The sequence below is a fragment of the Terriglobus tenax genome, from assembly GCF_025685395.1.
Classification (GTDB): Bacteria; Acidobacteriota; Terriglobia; order Terriglobales; family Acidobacteriaceae; genus Terriglobus; species Terriglobus tenax.
In genome coordinates this window covers 1,556,970-1,571,169 of the sequence record NZ_JAGSYA010000004.1, presented here as the reverse complement: position 1 = coordinate 1,571,169, position 14,200 = coordinate 1,556,970, and the positions used below count along the sequence as shown (strand labels likewise).

The window sequence follows — 14,200 nt, the reverse complement described above, 5'->3', positions numbered from 1 at the left end:
CTTTCCGCGGCAATCTTTCTGCACTGTTTTTGGTGCAGAAGACGAGGTGCGGGCGGTTCTACACTGGAGAGATGGAAGTTCTGTACGGTATCCATCCGGTGGAAGAGGCGGTTCGTTCGGGCAGCCGTCCTTTGGACCATGTTCGGTTTGCCCGCGATCGTAAGGATGCGCGGCTGGAGGCGGTGCTGGAGCAGTGCCGCAAGGCCGGGGTACGCTGTTCACCCGCGACCAAGGATGAGCTGACCCGGATAGCCAAAACCGACATGCACCAGGGCATTGTGGCCCAGGTGAAGGAGCGCAAGTTGCTGGCGGTGGAAGACCTGCTGGCCGCGCCTCCGCGCAATGGCGAGCACTACTTCTTTTTGGCCTTGGATGGCGTTGAGGATCCGCATAACCTGGGCGCGCTGCTGCGGACGGCAGACGGCGCGGGTGTGGATGGTGTCCTGCTGCCGGAGCGGAGATCGGCCCCGCTGACGGCGGTGGTGGCGAAGAGTTCCGCCGGGGCGAGCGAGCATGTGCGGATTGCCCGGGTGACGAACCTGACGCGGGCGCTGGAGCAGTTGAAGGAAGCCAATGTGTGGGTGGTGGGCCTGGATGAGCGCGGCACGCCGGACTACAGCGATTACGACTTCAGGACGCACACGGCGCTGGTGCTGGGGCGCGAGGGCGCGGGTCTGCATGACCTGGTGAAGAAGACCTGCGACCATCTGCTGCGGATTCCGATGGCGGGTTCGGTGAGCTCGTTGAATGTGTCGGTAGCGGGCGCGGTGGTGATGTATGAGGCTGTGCGGCAGAGGGGCGCGGCTCCCGTCGTGGCGGCGAAGCCGTCCAAACCGCGTAAGGGTTTAGGTTCCTAGATGGTGTTTTCAGGCAGGTGGAGTTGGGCGGTGGTTTTGGCCGCCGGTGTGGCGTGCGCGCAGCAGCAGCCGGAGGTGATTTACCACCGCGACGAGCAGACGGTGCAGACGGAGGCCCCCGGGCAGAAGCAGGGGGAACAGGCTCCGTTTGAGGTGGCTGATGCGTTGCGTTCGTCGCTGGTGTTTACGGCATATGACCTGGACGTGCACCTGAATACGACGGAGAGCGGGCTGTCCGTGCGTGCGCTGGTGACGGTACGGAATGCCGGCGACAAGGCGATTGCGGAGCTGCCATTGCAGATCAGCTCATCGCTGCACTGGGAGACGGCGCGGCTGGTGGAAGACGGCAAACCGGTTGCACTGAAAATGGTGCAGCATGCGGTGAAGACCGACCTGGACCATACGGGTGCTATGAGCGAGGCGGTGTTGACGCTGCCGAGGCCGCTGCCGGTGGGCGCGGCGGTGACGGTGGATGTTTTTTACTCGGGCAAGGTGGAGCAGGTGGCCGGAGCGGAGAGCTCGTCGGCTGCGGCCTCGGCCGAGTGGGATCGCGTGACGGATGAGTTTACCGGGCTGCGCGGCTTTGGCAATGTACTGTGGTATCCGGTGAGTGAGCCGCCAGCGTTTCTGGGCGATGGCAACCGGGTGTATGACCTGGTGGGGCGCAACCGGCTGGCGACGCAGGCGGCGAAGCTCAGCGCGCGGCTGACAGTGGAGTATGCGGGCGATCCGCCACGGCTGGCGTTTTTGTGCGGCCACCAGGCGATTCTGGAGAGGCACCAGGACAATCCGAATGAGCCATCGGCCGCGGCGACCGGGGTAGCGACGGCCAGCTTTGAGCCGTTTTCGCTGGGGTTCCACCCGGTGAGCCTGTTTTTGACGAAGGACCAGCCGGAGATGGTGGGCGGAGGGTACCTGGGGGTGATCTCAGAGGACGACGACCGTCCGCGGGTGCTGAACCTGGCGGCGCTGAAGGTGCTGCCGCTGCTGACGGCGTGGCTGGGCGCGCGGCCCAACGGGCCGTTGACGCTGCTGGAGGTGAACACCGGGGTGCAGCCGTTTGAGTCGGGGCCGTTTCTGGCGGGGTATCTTTCCGGACGTCCGGCGGAGGATGAGGAGGTGCTGGTGCATGCCTTTACCCATGCGTACACGGGCAACCAGCCGGCGTGGCTGGATGAGGGGCTGGCGCGGTTTATGGAACTGCTGTGGATTGAGCGCAACGAGGGCCGCGAGACCGCGCTGAGCGCGCTGGAGGACGGACGCGGCGCGCTGGCGCTGCTGGAGCCGGACTTCGGGCAGACGGACGCGGGCGAAGGCGAGCCGCTGGAGCGGGCGCACAGCAGCCAGATCTATCGCAACAAGGCGGCGTACGTGTTCTGGATGCTGCGCGGCATCGTGGGCGATGCGGCGCTGCAGCAGGCGCTGACCGCGCTGCGGTCGCAGCCGTCGCCGGATTTGGCGGCCTTCCGCCGGCTGCTGGAGAGCGCGTCGGACAAAGAGCTGGGATGGTTTTTTGAGGACTGGGTGGAGCGGGACCGGGGTCTGCCGGACCTGTCGATTGTGTCGGTAACGCCGCGCGAGATTGAACGGGCCAGCGGCTACCTGATCTCAGTGGAAGTGGCCAACGATGGCTCGGCGGTGGCGGAGGTGCCGGTAACGGTGCGCTCCGGTACGCTGACGACGACGGAGCGTTTGCGGATTCCGCCGCACTCGCACCGCACGACGCGGATTGTGTTCAACGATAAGCCGCAGCAAGTGCAGGTGAACGACGGGACGACCCCGGAGCTGCAGCAGACGACGCATGTGTTGAATGTGAATTTGAAGACGATGCCGTAGGTGGAGTAAGTCAAGAGAAGCCGACTTGTCGTTATTGATCGCCTTTGTGATTCGCGATCACATCGGCAGTGAGTTCGTTGACGCGAGATAAGAATACCTTCAGAATAGGCGACGGATTCGCCTTGCGATAGCCGAGTGATAGATCGATCTTTGGACCCACGCCTTCGAGCGGGCGAGTGGTCACAGTGTCCGGAAGGAATACCTTGGCGTAAACCGGCAAGAGGGCAATTCCATGCGTAGAGACGATGAGAGATACAACGCCGCCGAGATTGTCTACTTCGTGGCTTGGTTTGATCATGACGTCATTTTCATGAAGGAATTTGTCGATGGCGCGACGTAGCGCAGGCTGCTTTCCTGACAGGCTGAGTGCAGTTCCTGAAACGCTGATAAACGTTTGATTCGCCATCTCTGAAAGAGTGATGAAGGGCTTCGCCGCGAGAGGGTGATCGGCGGGTAGGAAGACCTCGAACGGCTCATCGACTAGAGTTCTGAAAGCCAGGTCTGCGCTCCCATCTTCTCTGCGGAGAAATGCCACGTCGATACCACCATGCAGGAGAGCACTGGCGAGTTGGGGAGAATTTTGCGTGGAGATGACGATATGGATGTTGGGCAGATCGTCCCGCAGAAGTCGGAGAGCTCCAGGAAGCCAGGTCATGTCATGCCCGATCATGAATCCCATAGCAAAGGAAGGTTTGGTGGGATAAGCGATTTGGCGCGCTGACTGTACTGCCACTTCGGCCTGAGAAAGCATCACGCGAGCGTGATCCAGAAAGACTCGACCTGCGGGGGTCAGTTCAACACCCTTCGCTCCCCTTACGAAGAGTGGAGCACCTACTTCCTCTTCAAGATCGCGTATCTGGCGACTTAAAGACGGCTGTGTGGTGTGCAGTTTGTTTTCTGCCGCAAGCTTGAGACTTCGTGCTTCCGCCGCTGCGACGAAGTAGCGAAGATGTCTAAGTTCCAAGGGTCACCTCTGCACGAAAAGCATATCCCCTAAGCCTATAAAGCAATTTATTACGCATCTATTCGCCGCTATCTTGACGAGACAAGCTTCGCATGACGGCACAGGTGCCCGTCTGCATGCGATCTGGAACGCATCCCTCGATAAAGAAAGGTAAAAAGACAATGTCTCATTCTCTGACAGATAAGGTCGCACTGGTAACGGGCGGATCCCGCGGTATCGGCGCTGCAATCGCAAAACGTCTTGCTGCAGATGGAGCCAGCGTAGCGATAACGTATGCGAAGGACTCTAACGCCGCGTCAGCCGTGGTGAAAGAGATTGAAGAAGCAGGTGGAAAAGCTCTGGCGATTCAGGCAGACGCGGTGAGTCCTAAAGCGATCACCGCTGCGGTGGAGAAGGCCGTCGCCGCTCTCGGCAAACTGGACATCCTTGTAAATAATGCCGGTACGGCGATCCCGAAACCGTTCGAAGAAACCACTCTCGAAGAGATGGAGCACGTCATCAACCTCAATATCCGGGGCGTATTTGTCACGACCCAAGCAGCACTGAAAAGCATGAACAATAAGGGGCGCATCATCATGATCGGTTCATGTGTCGGCGAGCGTAACCTGACGCCGGGTCTAGCCGCTTATGCAGCAACCAAAGGGGCGGTGAAAATGTTTACGCAAAGTTTGTCCAGAGAGGTTGGTGGCCGTGGCATTACCGTGAATAATGTGCAGCCCGGGCCGATCGATACAGACCTGAATCCTGCCGCGGGCGATTGGGCTACTCCTCAAAAAGCAGTGACGGCACTGAATCGGTACGGGACTGTGGATGAAGTCGCAGCATTGGTTGCATTCGTGGCCCGTCCGGAGTCCTCCTACATTACCGGAGCCAATCTGACTGTAGATGGTGGAACGAACGCATAGTGAAAGGGCGGCCTTTCGGATTGAATCGAGAAGGCCGCTGAACTATATTGAAAAATTTTCTAAATCCGGTCAGCTTCTCCTTGGCCCTGGGGTTCGATTGCGAACCAAATTTAAGGGTACTAAGACAAGAAAAGAAAAAGCAGATTCTTCCTGCTTTGCCGGCGGAATGACAAAGCAGGAAAAGCGGATCTCGTTGCGTTATGGAATGACAAACAAGAAAGACGAAAGCACGAGACCATGTCCGAGAGGACAGATAGGTGGCGCCCGGCTCCGTTCTGCTGACTTATTTGCGGTGCGTGGGGCGGGCGGGGGTGGGGGCGTTGTTGTTGCAGGTGATGGCTGTGGAGTTGGCTGTGTGTTCGCAGGTCAGGTTGAGCTGGGTTTCGCCTTCTTTGGGGAGGAGGGTGTCGATCTGGTCGTGGACCGGGGTCATGCTGGCCAGGGTGCGGGTGCGGGCGCTGTCGGCTTCGCCGAGGATCTGCACCAGCTTCAGGTGGCCGTCAAAGTGGCCGTGGGCTAGGGCGGGGTTCTTTGCGCCGAGGTCGAGGGGCAGCTTCTCAAAGGAGAAGGCGTAGCTTTCCAGGCCCTGTGGTTCGCGCCTGGAGCCGGGAAGGCGGCGGAAGAGGACCGGTGTGGGCGTGGCCTGGGTCAGCTCGATGGTCTGGTCCATAATGACGGCCTGGTTCTGCGCGGAGAGGCCGAGGTGGTTGGCGGTCAGTTTGCCCTGCCAGCCTTCGGCCTGGTTGTAGGTCAGGCCGGCGTCCAGGTTGCCGGTGGCGTTCCACAGCGGAGAGAGGCGCGAGGAGGCGACGCGGAGCCAGTCCAGCAGCGTGCTGGCCGGAAGCTGGTGTAGGCCAACCTGCATTTCAGCCTCGTCCGGTTCGCGGACGTCGCGGATGCGGCCGGACAGGGCGATGTTGCCGCCGTCGACGGGAGCGTTGCACTTGACGTCTTCAAGCGTGAGGAAGCGGTTGTTGGCGCGGAGGCCGCAGCGCATTTCCATGGAAAGGGTATGCGGCGGGAAGAACTCGGCGCGACGCAGGTCCTCGATCTTGATCCAGGTCTGGACGTTGGATTCGGCGAAGGTTCCGGTGACGTTTGCGCCCCATTCCAGGGTGCCGCGGAGGCCGGCGTCGCTGCCGGTCATCAGCTTGCTGGTTTCGCCGAGCTGTGCCTTGGTCCAGACGCCATGCAGGTCAATGGGCAGGTGGCTGAAGCTGTCGGCGTGTTTGAGGCTGCCTTCAATGCGCAGGAGGCCGGTGTCGCTGGCGTCGGTGTCGGTGCGCGCGGGGTGGGCTTCCATGCGGAGCCGCCACTCGTCGGGGTTGGGCAGCCAGAGGGCGAACTCGGCGTCGGTGAGGGAGAAGGGCGTCTTCTCGTGGCCCAGCTTCAGGTTGACGCGGGCGCTGGTGGCCTCAATGTAGGGGAAGCGCGGTGCGCTGCCGGCTTTGGGCTGGGCGGTGGGCGCGGCGTCGACCTGCGAGGCGTGCATCAGCAGGCTTTGCAGGTTCCAGTGGCCGTTTTCAGCGCGGACGATGTTGACGCTGGGCTCAGTGAGCGAGATGGAAGAGGCTTCCAGCCGGCGGCGCCAGAGCGAGCTGAGGCGCAGGGTGACGTGGACCTGGTTGGCGCGCATGACCGGCTCGGCGCCGAACTCGGGGTCTTCGCTGACGACGAAGTTTTCGAGCGTGAGGCCCGGCGTGGGCAGCATGGTCAAGGTGATGTTGTCGATGTGGACGGGGCGCCCGATGGCGTCGCTGATGCCCTGGGCCACCCGCAGGCGGTAGCGGCCCACGTTGATCATAGGCATGATGAAGATGGCCAGAAGGACCAGGGCTACCAGGCCCACGGCGATGGCAACGCGCCGCCGGAGCGAACGCTTCGGTTGTGCGTTGTACTCAGACATCTACTTCACCAGGTGCAGCGTGCGCTTCCAGCGCGTTTCATCGAAGAAGTGCAGGATGACGTGGCCGGCGAAGCCGAGGCGGTCGCCCACGGTCTGCTTGTTGATCTGGTCGGCGGGGGTCTGGAAGGACCAGTAGACGAACATGGGGCGTCCGACGATATTTTCCTGCGGAACAAAGCCCCAGTAGCGGCTGTCGAGCGAGTCCAGACGGTTGTCACCCATGGCAAAGACTTTGCCGGGAGGGACGACGAGGTCCTCGCCCTGCAGGTGCGAGGGCAGGTCCTCACGCCAGACGCCGGGAACGTCGTCGGCGGAGTAGTAGCTGGGCGGCGGATAGAGCGGGAAATCGTCGCGGAACTCGTTGTACTCGCGGAGGTTGCCGTTCTCGTCCTTATCGCCGGGCTTGGAGATGTAGGGCTCGTCCTGCTTGACGCCGTTGACGAAGAGGATGCCGTTGCGCAGGTGGATCTTGTCACCGGGCAGGCCGACGAGACGTTTTACGAGGAAGAGATCGGGCCAGCCGGGCTTGAGGAAGACGAAGACGTCGCCGCGTTTGGGCTGGCGGTAATGCACCAGCGGCATCCACTTGGTCTCAGGCGCGAGGGTGACGCGGTCGACGAGGACGTGGTCGCCGATGAGCAGCGTCTTGACCATGGAGGCCGAGGGAATCTCAAAGTTCTGGAAGATGAAGGTCATCACGAAGAGGCCCACGGCCAGAACGCTGGCGATGGAGGCAATGCTCTCGAGCAGGGTCTCTTCGCGCTTGGGTTCTACAGGTTGCTGCTCTTCGTTTGGCAAAGGAACTTTTCTCCTCTGCAAGTGTAACTGCTCCGGGCTGGAATGACGTTTGAACAGAACGTGATACCAGCCAGGATGAGAAAGAGGGCTTCAGCTCCGGGTATTTTCGCAAAGTACCCGGGGCTAAAGTCCTTTCTTTTTGAGGGAACAGGCCGGAGGAAGGGCTCTATGCGGTACTTCCTAGCGGGGAACGGTGAGCATGCGGCTCCAGCGGGCCAGGCCGTGGATGCCGCGCTGCTGCTCTTCCGGCATGGGGACGGAGAAGTAGACGAGCATGGGCATGCCTTCGGCGAAGTCGCGGGGCATGAAGCCCCAGTAGCGGCTGTCGCGGCTGTTGTTGCGGTTGTCGCCCATCATGAAATAGTGCCCGGCGGGGATGATCAGGTCGCCGTTGTCGATCAGCGTGCGCATCTGCATCCACCATTGAGCGTCGATTTCGGGGTCGGCGTCGTGCAGGGTGGGGAAGTTGTCGCGGAAGTGGTCCGGGCGGGATGGGATGTAGTAGGTGTAGGGCTCGTCGAGGGGGCTGTCGTTGACCAGGACGCGGCCGCCGCGCATGCGAAGGCGTTCACTGGGCAGGCCGATGGTGCGTTTGACCAGGTGATCGTTGGCGTCCAGGGGATTGTGAAAGACGATGATGTCGCCGCGGTGCGGTTCACGGTAGGGCATCAGCCAGTGCCAGCCGCCGCCGGGGGCGTAGATCTGCTTGTTGACCAGGAGGAAGTCGCCGACCAGCAGAGTTTTTTCCATGGAGCCGGAGGGGATGCGGAAGGGCTGCGCGAGGAAGGTGATGATGAAGATGGCGACGGTGATGATGGGCAGAAGGCTGGTGAAGGCTTCCAGCGGACCGTTGCCGCGCTCGTGGGTGTGGATGACAACCGTTTCCCGGACGATGGTCTCGGACGGCGTCTCGACGACGACGACTTCGACAGCGGCTTCAACGATCTCGTCGTTTGGCTCAGACATCGGAGGCTAGCAGTCTCTCATACGCGACGCGCGCGGCGGCCTGCTGGGCTTCCTTTTTGGTGCGGCCCTCGGCTTCGGCGGCGTCGCCGGTCTGTTCGCGGAGCAGAACCTGCACGCGAAAGCGCTTCTTGTGGTCAGGACCGCTTTCTTCCACGACGGTGTACTTGGGCTGGCCTTTGCCGCGGGCCTGCAGAAACTCCTGCAGGGCGCTTTTGTAGTCGCCGATGGCTCCGCCGAAGCGTGCGCCCTCGGTGACGGCGGTGGTCAGGTCGGCGATCTTGGGGGCGATAATGTGCTGTTCGACAAAGGAGCGCGCCGGGGGCAGGCCGCCGTCCAGGTACATGGCGGCGATGACGGCCTCGAGGGCGTTGGAGAGGAGAGCGCGCTTCTGCCGGCCTCCGCTCTGCTCTTCGCCGCGGCCAAGGCGGAGGTATTTACCCAGGTCGATGGCTTCGGCCATCTCGCCCAGGTGCGACCGGCTGACGAGAAGGGCGCGCATGCGGGTGAGTTCGCCTTCAGTGAGAGCGGGGAAGCGGGTGTAGAGGGCTTCCGCGACGATGAGGCCGAGCACGGCATCGCCGACAAACTCAAGCTGCTCGTTGTCACGGGTGGGGTCTTCGTTGGCGCTTTCCGCAGCCAGCGAGCTGTGGGTGAGAGCGGTTTCCAGCAGTCCGGGACGGTTGAACTGGTAGCCCAGGATGTCCAGCAATGAGCTGATCTCCGCCGGGCCGGTATGTTTCTTTCCTCGCATCAGGGTTTCATCCAACAGCGAACGGCAAGGCTTATTGCTTTGGCCGGTAGGCGTCTTTTTCTTTCTTGCCGGTGGGGTCAATGGGTTCGTTATTGTCTTCTTCGTCGCTGGTGGAGTGCTCGCGTTTCGGAGCGGCGAAGGGCTTCTTCAGGCCATCTTCGGCAGCCAGCTTCGTGTCGGGACGTGCATCGCGAACGGCGAGCGCGGCCTTGTACTCGCTGATGGCGCGGCTGCGGTCGGGGTCGCGCTGGGTGTCATACATACGGCCCAGATAAATGTGCGTCCAGGCGAGCGTGCGCGGATCCTTGGAGAGCTTGAGCACCTGCTGGAACTCGTCCAGGGCGGAGTCGGGGTCGCGGTCAAGAAGCGCGATGCGGGCGACCAGATAGTGCGCCTGGGCGTCGTTCGGGTTGACCTGCAGCGCCTTCTGGGCCATCTCGTCGGCTCCGGCGCGGTCGCCCTTCATCAGCTTGATCTCGGCAAGATCAAGGCCCTTGGGCTGGCGGACGGGAGTGCGTCCGACGAACTCGCGCGTGCCCTGGGGGAAGAACTGGATGTTCTTGGCGATGCTGACCTGGTGCTGCACATCCATGCCGTAGACGATTTCGCCGATGTTGTCCTTCAGGGCTTCGCTGCTGTGCTCCAACTGGGCGAGACGGCCGTAGAGATAGTCGGTGAGCACATAGCCGAGACGCATATCGCGGTCGACCAGGCCTTGACGAACGACCTCGGCGCGGCGTTCGTAGTCGGCCAGTTCGGCCTCATACTTCTCGATCTCGCTGCGCTGCCTGATCTGGGCTGGGCGCTTGGGCCTGGGGAAGCCGACATCCATCATGTGGGCTTCGATGGCCTTGATCATGCACTCGGCGGTGAGCGCGACCATGTCGTTCTTGTAGATGAACTCGAGCGGAGCGTCCTGCACAGTCTTGAGGATCGGCGCCAGGCGGTCAATGGACTGCGGGCGGGCGTAGATCATTGGCTCCACCAGGTAGTGGAGATACATGTGGCGCACATCGTCCAGGCGCACTTCAGCCGACTTGCTGGGCGAGAAGACGACGACGTAGTCCAGGCCGTAGACGCGGGCGTTGACAGCGGCCGGAGCGAAGAGCGGCTCCATGAGGACCAGGAAGCGGCGGCCGTCGTAGCTGGAGACTGGCTGGTGCAGGTAGATGTTGGCGTCCAGGATGTTTTTGGTCAGCGGATCGTGGATGCGGCCGATGAGCTCTTCGTACTCGGTGTGATGCTGGACCCAGATGAGGTGGAGCTGTGCGGTCTCGGCGAAGGTGCGCAGCAGCGGCAGGATTTCAACCACCTGGGTGGCGTCCGGCGGCATGTCGGTCAGCTCGGCGATGGGAGAGAGGTCCGGCGGAGGATTGAGGTAGATCCCCAGCGAGACGAACTGCGACAGGTTGCGTGTGGAGTCGCCCAGATTGTGGCTGGCGATGTAGGCGCAGACCTTGTCCCGCGCGTCGCGAGCCTCGGCGCTGTTCTGCAGGGCGGCGTTGAGGTCTTCGCGGATCTTCTGGCGGACCGGGGCGGAGTTATCGAGGTCGGCGTCGTACCCGCAGGCGTTGAGAGCCACGCCGATGTCAAAGAGAGATTCACTGGGCTCGAGCTGGATGCCGGAACCGGCACGCTCGACACCGCCGAGGCGGAGGGGGGCAGCCTGCGCCGGCTGGGGCGCTTCCTGCCTGGAGCCTGAAGAGGAGCTGGAGGAAGATGACTCCTGCGCCGCGGCCGCGAGGGGCAGAGCGAAGAGCAATCCAAGTGCGGCAATACGAGCTGGGATACGGGTAAGGGACACGGCTTCTCTGTCTGACGTACCGGAATAGTCTACGTCAGCAGGCGGGGTGCTGTGATGGGGGCTAGCCCCTGACCGAAATGCCGGAGAAGGTGAGAATGACGCGGCTGCGTACCGGCGTGCCGAAGACCTTGGCTGGCTCGTAGACGCTGACCAGCAGACGCTGCTCCAGGTTGCGGCGGGACTCCGCCGATAGGGTGCCGGAGACGACGTTGTAGTCGTAGACCTGGCCGCGGGAGTTCAGCAGGGCCTCCACAACCACGGGGTTTTCGGTATCGACCACCATGGCGTCCACATTGGCTGCGGAGTATTTGAAGTGGGGCTGAGTGTAGGCTCCCAGGTCATCATCCGCCAGTACGGACTGGGCGGTGGGGGTGAAGGCCGTGAGCATGCCCATCATGCCGCCAACGACGACGGTGGCCGAGGCCAGACCGGCGGTGGCGCGCATGGCAAAGGGACGCACGGAGTTGGCCCAGACAAGTTCCAGGCGGTCCTTCCAGGTAAAGGCGTCCTTGACCTTCTCCCGGGAAATGGCAAGGCGGAGCTTCAGGCCCAGGTTCTCCGGAGCCTTGGCTGTGCCGATCATGGCGAGGTTCTGCTGCATGACGCGCCAGGAGGCAAATTCCTGGGCGCAGTCGGAGCAGCTCTCCATGTGGGAAGAGATGTCCATCATTTCGTGGCCGGTGAGAGCGCCGTCGAGATAGTCCGAAAAGAGAGAGCGCACATGGTCACAGCTCTGGTTCATCGCGCAGCCTCCATCCTTTTGTCCATTGCTCGTTTGGATGCTTCTGTGCGGAGCTGGGATTCGAGAGCTTCGCGGGATTGCAGAATCTGCCGCATGGCGGCGCGACCGCGCATCAGGCGGCTTTTGACGGTGCCCATGTTGATGTCGAGGATCTCTGCGATCTCGTCATAGGCAAAGCCTTCGATCTCGCGCAGGATGAGCACGGTGCGGAAGGCCTCCGGCACCTGCTGCAGGGCGGCTTCGACGCGGACGCGCGTCTCGCTCTGGATGGCAAGGTCGAAGGGAGAGTCATCCTGTGAGGCGAGGGTGTCTTTCAGATAGAAGCTGTCGCCTGGATCGTCGGACTCAAACTCTCCGTCGATGGTAATTTCCTGCTTCTTGTGGCGCTTCCACCAGCGGCGCTGGTTGCTGGCCTCGTGCAGGGCGATGCGGTAAATCCATGTACGCAGGGAAGAGTCGCCGTGGAAGCTGCCGATGTTGCGGAAGACCTTGATGAAAACGTCCTGGGTGATGTCGGCGGCGTCGGCGGGGTCCTGCAAGCTGCGGGCAATGACCGAGTAGATGGGCTGAGAGTACTGCCCAATGAGCTGCGCGAAGGCCTCCTCTGAGCCGGCCTTCAGCTCAGCGACCAATGCCGCATCCTCGGCCCGAATTCCAATCGCACTTACCAGGTTTCCCATTGTTGATCCAACTTGCATCGGGGGGTGTCCTCTAAGGTACGACGTCCGGGAAATTGAAGGCAAATCGCCCTGTTCCCGGGGAATGGTGCGAAACTGCGCCGCCGGCGGCCCGAGTGCTCGCTCACTCTGCGTATACAGACACCGGAAGTTGCCTGAAATGTTCCCGTTAGCGCAACTTTATTTAAAGAATTTTGCAGCGGGCAGACCACGACTTTCCTGGAAAACCTCGATCTAAGCCTGACAGTCGGGCGGTAAAGAGCCCAGAGGAGAATAAGGATGAACAGGAAACTGATGCTCGCAGTCTTTGGCGCCGCGCTGGCCGTATCGACGGCGGCGGCAGAGGCGCAGGTATATGTCCGTATCGGTCCGCCGCGTCCCCCGCGCGAGGTTGTGCCGGTGCGCCCGATGGGGCATCCGGACTGGGTTTGGCAGGGCGGGTATCACCGCTGGGATGGACAGCGGTATGTCTGGGTTCCGGGCGCCTATATTGCTCCACCGCGTCCGCGTGCTGTGTGGGTGCCCGGACACTGGGTGCGCCGTCCGCGTGGCTATGTATGGATGGATGGCCGCTGGAGATAAGCAGGCCACTGGAAGGGGCTGTATGGATTGAGGTGTCTTGATCGGTCCGTTCAGCCCTTCTGCGTTTCTCACAAGCTCTTGGTTTGACTTAGCCGCGGAATCACGAGAAAATAAAAAAGTCCTTCCGAGGAGTGGGCCTGTGGCGCAGCTGGGAGCGCGCTTCCATGGCATGGAAGAGGTCACCGGTTCGATCCCGGTCAGGTCCACCAATCAATTCAACAACATAGCGGACACCCCCAAAACAGTTTGGTAGCAACTTGGTAGCAAATTTCAATTTGCTTCGTTGCGAAACCATGCCAGTCATCGCTGATCTCCCTTCTGAAGCGTCTCGCTTCGAGTCAATGTCTAACAATTTCGCCGCGCTAGTTCACCAGCGCGGACGCTGCCGAGTCGGTCGGCCCGTCGCACCTTGCCGGCCAGTTTCTTCATCGTGCCGTTGAGTTCGTCGTGGATGGAGTCGACGGTTGCGCGTACCCCCTCCGCAATCTCCTGCATGTAGATGTCGGTCGTTGTCGCGACGTGGCTATGCCGCATGACTCCCTGGACATCTTTGACCGTGCCCTTCTTCTGAGCCAGTGTCGCGATGGTTCGGCGGATGACCTGGAAATTGAGCTTGGGCAAGCCCAGATCCCACTTGGAATCTGAGTCGGTCCTGAAGGTTCGGCGGAAACACCAGCATCGAACGGTTATTCCATGAATCACCTCGCGAATCGATCAGTCTTGAGCGTGAGTGATTGCTCTGCTTTAGGTCCAATATTTCTTCTCGATTCCACCCCAGTTTTTATCGATGTCTCTTGGGTGGATGGTCACCACAAGGTAACCGGATTCTTAGAGGTGCCTAGAAACTTATTGGACTCCGGATACCGTGCGGAACCTTATTGACACCTTGGAGTGCCCGGCTTGAACTGTGCCAGTGGATAAGAGAGAACTGGACAAGGCGAGCCTATGGGACGGGGCAAGAAGTACCAGCCTGAGCAGGTTGTGAATCTGTTGCGGCAGATCGAAGTAGCGGTGGCGAACGGCAAGACGACGGCGCAGGCATCGAAGGAAGCGGGGATCGTGAAGCAGACGTACTTCCGCTGGCGTAAGGAGTATGCCGGTCTGCAGGTGGACCAGGCGAAGCGGCTGAAGGAACTGGAGCAGGAGAACGCCAAGCTGAAGCGTCTGGTGGCGAACCTGAGTCTGGATAACCCTCGTGTTGAAGGACTTCGCCTCGGGAAACTTCTGAGCCCTGAGCGACGACGGATCGCTGCAGTTCATGCACAACACAAGCCTTCACCCGCCCCGGCCTCGCGTTCATGATGGTGACTATTAAGGACAATACTCTCCCAGAGGACGTACCGCACTCTACTCGGTTGAGGCTCGCGTCCTCCAAATCGAGCACTGTTGTTTGAGTGTAGGGAGGGAGTGAT

13 protein-coding genes, 1 tRNA gene and 1 pseudogene are annotated in these 14,200 nt (G+C 61.4%); 6 read left to right on the top strand and 9 right to left on the bottom strand.

From position 1 onward, the window contains the following. Positions 1–71: 71 nt before the first annotated feature. Together rlmB and OHL13_RS11955 are read left to right on the top strand one after the other, a co-directional pair. Entirely contained in the window at positions 72–857 is a 786-nt protein-coding gene (rlmB, locus tag OHL13_RS11960) for a 23S rRNA (guanosine(2251)-2'-O)-methyltransferase RlmB (RefSeq protein ID WP_263410353.1), read from the top strand. Between the two features lie 30 nt (positions 858–887). Further along, on the top strand, positions 888–2,693 hold the full coding sequence (locus tag OHL13_RS11955; protein ID WP_263410352.1) for a M1 aminopeptidase family protein: 1,806 nt from the start codon (positions 888–890) through the stop codon (positions 2,691–2,693). A gap of 31 nt (positions 2,694–2,724) precedes the next feature. Here the strand turns inward: OHL13_RS11955 and OHL13_RS11950 are convergent, their stop codons facing one another. Continuing rightward, positions 2,725–3,657: a LysR substrate-binding domain-containing protein gene (locus OHL13_RS11950; RefSeq protein ID WP_263410351.1), complete on the bottom strand. Its 933-nt coding sequence runs from the start codon at positions 3,655–3,657 to the stop codon at positions 2,725–2,727. A gap of 116 nt (positions 3,658–3,773) precedes the next feature. Between OHL13_RS11950 and OHL13_RS11945 the strand changes: the two genes are divergently transcribed. Beyond that, positions 3,774–4,562: an SDR family NAD(P)-dependent oxidoreductase gene (locus tag OHL13_RS11945; RefSeq protein ID WP_399255676.1), complete on the top strand. Its 789-nt coding sequence runs from the start codon at positions 3,774–3,776 to the stop codon at positions 4,560–4,562. Between the two features lie 283 nt (positions 4,563–4,845). Here OHL13_RS11945 and OHL13_RS11940 read toward each other — a convergent pair whose 3' ends face one another. From OHL13_RS11940 to OHL13_RS11910, 7 genes are all read right to left on the bottom strand, one after another. After that, positions 4,846–6,468 carry an AsmA family protein gene (locus tag OHL13_RS11940; RefSeq protein ID WP_263410350.1) on the bottom strand — a complete coding sequence of 541 codons (1,623 nt, stop codon included), beginning with the start codon at positions 6,466–6,468 and terminating at the stop codon, positions 4,846–4,848. After that, entirely contained in the window at positions 6,469–7,266 is a 798-nt protein-coding gene (lepB, locus tag OHL13_RS11935) for a signal peptidase I (protein ID WP_263410349.1), read from the bottom strand. A 180-nt stretch (positions 7,267–7,446) separates the two neighbouring features. After that, the gene (gene lepB, locus OHL13_RS11930; RefSeq protein WP_263410348.1) at positions 7,447–8,232 is read right to left on the bottom strand and encodes a signal peptidase I; all 786 of its coding nucleotides are present in this window, start codon (positions 8,230–8,232) and stop codon (positions 7,447–7,449) included. Then, on the bottom strand, positions 8,225–8,983 hold the full coding sequence (gene rnc, locus OHL13_RS11925) for a ribonuclease III (RefSeq protein ID WP_263410347.1): 759 nt from the start codon (positions 8,981–8,983) through the stop codon (positions 8,225–8,227). The genes lepB (OHL13_RS11930) and rnc overlap by 8 nt, the downstream gene beginning before the upstream one ends. 31 nt (positions 8,984–9,014) lie before the next feature. After that, complete coding sequence (locus tag OHL13_RS11920; RefSeq protein WP_263410346.1) at positions 9,015–10,787, bottom strand: tetratricopeptide repeat protein; 1,773 nt, start codon at positions 10,785–10,787, stop codon at positions 9,015–9,017. A gap of 61 nt (positions 10,788–10,848) precedes the next feature. Further along, positions 10,849–11,529: an anti-sigma factor gene (locus OHL13_RS11915; protein WP_263410345.1), complete on the bottom strand. Its 681-nt coding sequence runs from the start codon at positions 11,527–11,529 to the stop codon at positions 10,849–10,851. Further along, on the bottom strand, positions 11,526–12,209 hold the full coding sequence (locus tag OHL13_RS11910) for an RNA polymerase sigma factor (RefSeq protein WP_263410344.1): 684 nt from the start codon (positions 12,207–12,209) through the stop codon (positions 11,526–11,528). Before OHL13_RS11910 ends, OHL13_RS11915 begins: the two co-directional genes overlap by 4 nt. 276 nt (positions 12,210–12,485) lie before the next feature. Here OHL13_RS11910 and OHL13_RS11905 point away from each other — a divergent pair, with 276 nt between their 5' ends. Beyond that, complete coding sequence (locus OHL13_RS11905) at positions 12,486–12,788, top strand: hypothetical protein (protein WP_263410343.1); 303 nt, start codon at positions 12,486–12,488, stop codon at positions 12,786–12,788. A 133-nt stretch (positions 12,789–12,921) separates the two neighbouring features. Continuing rightward, a tRNA-Ala gene (locus OHL13_RS11900) sits at positions 12,922–12,997 on the top strand. Positions 12,998–13,133: 136 nt separating this feature from the next. On the opposite strand, the gene OHL13_RS11895 is transcribed toward OHL13_RS11900, so the two are convergent. Then, positions 13,134–13,409: a hypothetical protein gene (locus OHL13_RS11895; RefSeq protein WP_263410342.1), complete on the bottom strand. Its 276-nt coding sequence runs from the start codon at positions 13,407–13,409 to the stop codon at positions 13,134–13,136. Positions 13,410–13,733: 324 nt separating this feature from the next. Here OHL13_RS11895 and OHL13_RS11890 point away from each other — a divergent pair. Then, positions 13,734–14,060, top strand: a pseudogene (locus OHL13_RS11890) (transposase); the annotation flags it as partial. Positions 14,061–14,200: the final 140 nt, after the last annotated feature.

What these genes read in the sequence shown, in the direction of transcription:
- rlmB (WP_263410353.1), top strand. Translation starts at nt 72, where the DNA reads ATGGAAGTTCTGTACGGTATCCATCCGGTGGAAGAGGCGGTTCGTTCG.
- OHL13_RS11945 (WP_399255676.1), top strand. Translation starts at nt 3,774, where the DNA reads ATGCGATCTGGAACGCATCCCTCGATAAAGAAAGGTAAAAAGACAATG.
- OHL13_RS11940 (WP_263410350.1), bottom strand. Translation starts at nt 6,468, where the DNA reads ATGTCTGAGTACAACGCACAACCGAAGCGTTCGCTCCGGCGGCGCGTT.
- lepB (WP_263410348.1), bottom strand. Translation starts at nt 8,232, where the DNA reads ATGTCTGAGCCAAACGACGAGATCGTTGAAGCCGCTGTCGAAGTCGTC.
- rnc (WP_263410347.1), bottom strand. Translation starts at nt 8,983, where the DNA reads ATGCGAGGAAAGAAACATACCGGCCCGGCGGAGATCAGCTCATTGCTG.
- OHL13_RS11915 (WP_263410345.1), bottom strand. Translation starts at nt 11,529, where the DNA reads ATGAACCAGAGCTGTGACCATGTGCGCTCTCTCTTTTCGGACTATCTC.
- OHL13_RS11910 (WP_263410344.1), bottom strand. Translation starts at nt 12,209, where the DNA reads ATGGGAAACCTGGTAAGTGCGATTGGAATTCGGGCCGAGGATGCGGCA.
- OHL13_RS11905 (WP_263410343.1), top strand. Translation starts at nt 12,486, where the DNA reads ATGAACAGGAAACTGATGCTCGCAGTCTTTGGCGCCGCGCTGGCCGTA.